This is a genomic window from Xenorhabdus anantnagensis (assembly GCF_028598555.1).
GTDB classification, from domain to species: domain Bacteria; phylum Pseudomonadota; class Gammaproteobacteria; order Enterobacterales; family Enterobacteriaceae; genus Xenorhabdus; species Xenorhabdus anantnagensis.
On the sequence record NZ_JAQRFN010000057.1, the window covers coordinates 1 to 4,943 of the forward strand.

The window sequence follows — 4,943 nt, forward strand, 5'->3', positions numbered from 1 at the left end:
TTACCTAATTGTGCAGCGACCACAGCGCGGCAGATGGCAATAGTGGGAGACTCGCCGTCTTCAATTACACTTTCAAGCTCTTCGAAATTAAATATGTATGCCGCCCACTCTTTGCTGACTGAATTAAAATTCAATTCAACATGATGCGTCTCAATCAACTGCCCACACTGCGCCCAATCGGTTGAGGGTTTAAATGAATAATACCGGCTGTTTTTATCTACAAAATATCCGCTGGGTAATTCCAGAAAACGACCGTCACTAATCCTTGCTCCGAGAGCCAAACACACAGCCCAGTCCAACGCCCGGCCTGTCAGTTCACTTGTTTTGATTTTCATTTCACCTAATCCTCAACTGAAATACACCGACTTACCACACCGAGGGCAAGCCTTGAGATACTTGTTATAAACATTCAAGCACTTATAGCAGACAACTTTTTCATCTATCATCTCAAGAGTCCTTATGGTGGGTTTGGGGTTATTGCGCTTCGCCGCCGAGCGCATCAACCAAACTGTCGAACATCCGCGACAGCTCACCGGAGAACAGCACAAAGTCAGCATCGAATCGCTGAGCAAAATCTTCACGATCAATATCGTCATTCTGTTCGCGCAATGCGTCGCTGAACTTGATTTTCTTGATGGTAAAATCATCAGACAATGTAAACTGAATACGCTCTTCCCATTCCAGCGCCAGTTTGGTGACGTACTTGCCAGATTCAATGTGAATGGCAATTTCATCGGTGATTAAGTCCTGATTCTTACAGCGGATAACGCCGCCTTCTTCCAGAATCGCTTTCAGCTCGGCTTCGTCCTGCAACATAAATTCTTTGGGTAACTCGTTTTTACTCACCCAATCAGTCAACGTTAATTCGATAGGACTAGCGAACATCATCGGTGTGACAGGCAGTGAGCCTAACGTTTTCCGCAGGAGTGCCAGAGCATCCTCGGCACGTTTTGCACTGTTGGCATCAACAACAATTCGCTGATTGTCGTTATCAATCCAGAGGTAGGTCTGTGATTCTTTGCTGAATGCCCGGGGTAACAGGGTGTGGATGACCTCATCTTTCAGGGAATCTTTCTCGGTCTTTTTCAGTTTCCGATGCTGCTCACCTTCCAGTTTTTCAATCTTGCTCCATAACTCTTTTTTGATGACCGACGAAGGCAATATTTTCTCTTCGCGCTGCATACAAATCAGGATCTGATTACCTGCCGCATGAGTGAGCGCTTCTCCATGAGAACCCATTGGAGAAACCCAGCCAACTCTCATCATGTCTTGGCTGGCGCAGGGGGTGAATGCCAACGCTGCGAGTTGATTTTCCAGTGTTTCCGCTGAAATTTGGATGTCACGAGTCATACGATAGACCATCGCATTTTTAAATTGCATGATTATTTTCCTTATAACTTATTGAATTGTTTTATTTTTCGTACAGAGAGAGGGGTTAAGCCGTTCGCTGACGTGATCGATAGCTCTCCCACGTAAACGCCAATGTACACCCGCCACCATCATTCATGCGATCCAGTACACGTTCACCGATAAACTCTGATAACTCATCTTTGGGTAAATTACTGAGCAGGATGGTTGGCTTCATGGATTCATAGCGGTTATTGATAATTTCAAAGAGGATTATTTTTTCTGCGTCACTGCCAAATTGAACACCTATCTCATCAATGATTAATAGGTCTGGTGCTGAATAGCGATTAATGACTTCTGATTCAGTCTGCTCGGAACTCTTAGACCATGTTGATTTGAAGTCACGCGCTATTTTGATTGCCGACGTGAATTTGACCGATGATTGATGCTTCTGAATAACATGCTTTCCAATGGCAATCGCCAGATGATTTTTCCCCGTTCCCGGCAAACCACACATCACCAACCCGCCCCCTTGTTTCAGTCTGTCCGGCCATTTTTTCGCGTAGGCCTTGCAAACTTTCAGGCAACGTTCCGCTTCATGAGTGACGGGTTCGTAGTTATCCAAACTCACCCCTTCAAATCGTTTGGGAACATCAAATTCAATCATGAGGTTTCTGAGTGTTTCAGCAGATACCCATTCATTGTATCTGGCTATTTTGGTTTCCATTTCAGCTATGCGCTCATTTAGGCAATGAGGGCATTCGGTGCTCGTTTTGATAGTTGGCATTTTTTCCATGTATCTGATGTGACATTCAAATTCACCATGTGTCTCACATTGTTTCATGGATGTATTAGCAACAGCGCCGTCAATCGACTCGAATCCCTGTATGGCTCTCTCCAGTTTGCCGTTGAGGGATTCGAGTTCAGTCTGGTAATTCATCTAAACCTCCGCCCAGTTGGGTATATCTGATTGTCCGTAATTGCGATCTGAGAATTTGCCAGACCGCTTGACAGGTTTAACCTTGTTGCCTGCCTGTGAGTTCTGGTAATTCAGTTTCTGACTGGTAGTAACAAACCAATTTTTAGGTTGTTCAGCCTGAAACTCGATATCCAGCCGTTGCAGCTGAGTATCCAGATCGATGTGAGGGAAAATCTTTTTCCAGTTGTCATAGTCCTTTTGGTTGAGTTTTATAACTTCCCCTCTGAACGCATGTTTATTTTTACTTTCCACACGAGGAGCGTTAGCGACTTTCGCTATTGTTTTTATAGGTTCATTGACTGGTTCAAAAGAGTGACTGGTTCTGGGTGCAGAATTTTCACTAGGGGGTGGTGCAGCAGTTTCACTAGGGTGGTGCAGTAGTTTCACTACCTCTAGTGCAGAATTTTCACTAGGGGGTGAAATTTTTGCACCATCTAAATCTAAGATATAAATATTCGATGAATTGCCTTTTTCACCCGTCCGGTAAACTTTTTTCACCAGACCTTGTTTACATAAATCATCAATGTGACTAATGACACTCCTACGACTTATTTCACACTGATCAGCGATATGCCGGTAAGAGGGAAAGCACTCACCTTTATCATTGGCATTATCTGCCAGTTTAAGTAATACCAATTTCCGTGCCGGATTACCGACCTTCATTTGCATGGCTTTAGCCATTAAAATCATGCTCATTTTTTTATTCCTTGGTTGGGTCTTTCACCAAAGTTTTATGCACGCCGCTGTGATTAAATTTTGTTTTCATGTATAATTACCTCGTGAAATGTTGTTTTGAGAGGGACTTGTATTTCCTCTCAGTCGTTAAATCGACATCTCAAGTTGCATTTCAGAAGCCTCGTTGGTTGCCGCCTTCGAGGTTTTTCTTTTTACCTTGCCTTTCCGTTCCAGAGCCTGAATCAATCGTTCAGCGTGTTCACCCTCGATGACTACGACGGGTTTGTTATCAGATTCAGATAACTCAAGCGCCCATTCAGGCAAGCCCAGCTCCACGATCAATCTACTGGCTAATTTCGCTATCCGGTTTTTATCGCGGCTTAATACGGATGGATGAATCCCCATTTCACTTGCCAGACCATTATTTCCAAACTCAAATACTTTCTTGTGGAAATGACTTTCAAGCATCTGAGCTTTACGCGTATTGCGAGTATTTTTGACAACTTTTGCGACTTCCATCTGCTACAGTTCCTATAGTTAAGTTTTGTTTAATAAATAAACGATAGATATCGTCTATCCTGAATAGATGATGGTGAGTTGCCCTAACACGTATTCAGGGCGGTGTTGCTACCTAGGATGTTAAAGAGCGGTAACTATTACGCTATTTCTGGGTAAAGGATTGCTAGTGGCAATCCTGTGGCCTTGCGGAATTCGGCAATTTTTGTTTTTGGTAAACTACCGCCTCGTTTTTTTAAATTACTGATCGCTTGCGGCGTCAGTCCGACTAATTTAGCTAATGTTTTTTGTTTACCACCGACAGCATTCACTGCTATCTGTAATGGTGTTTGCGAAAAATCCATATGAGTAACTCCATGTGTATAAAGTAAACATAATGTTAATCTCAACACGAGTAAAAATCAACACATAGATGATTGAAAAAATTCACATAATGTTTATATTTTAGGCTCGGGGGATTTATGACTTTGAAAGATAGACTGAAAATTATTCTGAGCCGAGAAAATTTAAAACAAAAACAACTGGCGGAATCGCTAAATGTCAGTGCTCAAACAGTAAATAACTGGTTGCGCAGAGACTCTATAAGTAGAGAAGCAGCACAGAGTATCAGTGAACAATTCGGATACTCACTGGACTGGTTACTAAATGCAGTTGGTGAACCAAAGCTGGGAAATGTGTTAAAACAGAACAGAGCTAAATCTGATATTCCTCCAAAAAATGAATGGAACTCAGTTACCTCATGGGATGGCAACACTCCATTAGATGATGATGAAGTGGAGGTGCCGTTTTTGAAAGATATTGAATTCGCATGTGGCAATGGTAGATGCATTGACGTGGACTACAACGGCTTTAAGTTGAGGTTTTCTAAAGCGACGTTACGGAGAATCGGTGCTCCGACAGATGGATCAACAATTCTATGTTTCCCTGCAAAAGGAGATAGCATGGAGCCTGTTATACCAAATGGAGCGGCTGTAGCCATTGATATAGCTAATAAGACTATTTGTGATGGAAAGATTTACGCCATCGAGCAGGAAGGACTAAAACGGATAAAATGCCTATATAGAAAACCGGGCGGAAAATTGCTTATACGCAGCTATAATCGTGACGAATACGAGGATGAGATGGCGAACGAAGATAACGTAATCATCATTGGTAAACTGTTTTGGCACGCAGTACTGCATTATTAATCACATCATGATTTATTCACATCAAACCCCACTATGATGGGGTTTTTTTATTCCCTTCTTAAGAAAATGCCACATAAATCACAATAATAAACACTAATCAAAAAAAATCCTCTTATAAATCAAATAAAAATAAACTAACTGAATATTTTAATGAAAAATAAATCAACATATTGTTGACTTATAAATTCACATGATGTTTAATTTAATCATCCAAGGCACACAGCCAAAGATAAATCACC

At 42.0% G+C, this 4,943-nt stretch carries 6 protein-coding genes and 1 pseudogene; 1 reads left to right on the top strand and 6 read right to left on the bottom strand.

Annotated features, from left to right (window positions below; all coding sequences use genetic code 11):
- The 6 genes and pseudogenes from PSI14_RS19510 to PSI14_RS19535 all read right to left on the bottom strand — a co-directional run.
- Window positions 1–335: phage protein NinX family protein (locus PSI14_RS19510; protein ID WP_273577642.1), on the bottom strand; the 335-nt coding region annotated here is incomplete at its 3' end.
- A 139-nt stretch (window positions 336–474) separates the two neighbouring features.
- Window positions 475–1,383, bottom strand: a complete 909-nt coding sequence (gene rdgC / locus PSI14_RS19515) for a recombination-associated protein RdgC (RefSeq protein WP_273577648.1) — start codon at window positions 1,381–1,383, stop codon at window positions 475–477.
- Window positions 1,384–1,435: 52 nt separating this feature from the next.
- Window positions 1,436–2,287: an ATP-binding protein gene (locus tag PSI14_RS19520; protein ID WP_273577643.1), complete on the bottom strand. Its 852-nt coding sequence runs from the start codon at window positions 2,285–2,287 to the stop codon at window positions 1,436–1,438.
- Between the two features lie 282 nt (window positions 2,288–2,569).
- Window positions 2,570–3,022 (bottom strand): annotated as a pseudogene (locus PSI14_RS20445) (helix-turn-helix domain-containing protein); the annotation flags it as partial.
- 126 nt (window positions 3,023–3,148) lie between these two features.
- Window positions 3,149–3,520 (bottom strand): hypothetical protein, encoded by a 372-nt coding sequence (locus PSI14_RS19530; protein ID WP_273577645.1) that lies wholly within the window; start codon window positions 3,518–3,520, stop codon window positions 3,149–3,151.
- Between the two features lie 137 nt (window positions 3,521–3,657).
- The gene (locus PSI14_RS19535; RefSeq protein WP_273577646.1) at window positions 3,658–3,861 is read right to left on the bottom strand and encodes a helix-turn-helix domain-containing protein; all 204 of its coding nucleotides are present in this window, start codon (window positions 3,859–3,861) and stop codon (window positions 3,658–3,660) included.
- Between the two features lie 117 nt (window positions 3,862–3,978).
- Here PSI14_RS19535 and PSI14_RS19540 point away from each other — a divergent pair, with 117 nt between their 5' ends.
- Window positions 3,979–4,704 carry a LexA family transcriptional regulator gene (locus tag PSI14_RS19540; protein ID WP_273577647.1) on the top strand — a complete coding sequence of 242 codons (726 nt, stop codon included), beginning with the start codon at window positions 3,979–3,981 and terminating at the stop codon, window positions 4,702–4,704.
- The last annotated feature ends 239 nt before the right edge of the window (window positions 4,705–4,943 follow it).

Coding starts and splice junctions, on each gene's coding strand:
- PSI14_RS19520 (WP_273577643.1), bottom strand. CDS start 2,287: ATGAATTACCAGACTGAACTCGAATCCCTCAACGGCAAACTGGAGAGA.
- PSI14_RS19530 (WP_273577645.1), bottom strand. CDS start 3,520: ATGGAAGTCGCAAAAGTTGTCAAAAATACTCGCAATACGCGTAAAGCT.
- PSI14_RS19535 (WP_273577646.1), bottom strand. CDS start 3,861: ATGGATTTTTCGCAAACACCATTACAGATAGCAGTGAATGCTGTCGGT.
- PSI14_RS19540 (WP_273577647.1), top strand. CDS start 3,979: ATGACTTTGAAAGATAGACTGAAAATTATTCTGAGCCGAGAAAATTTA.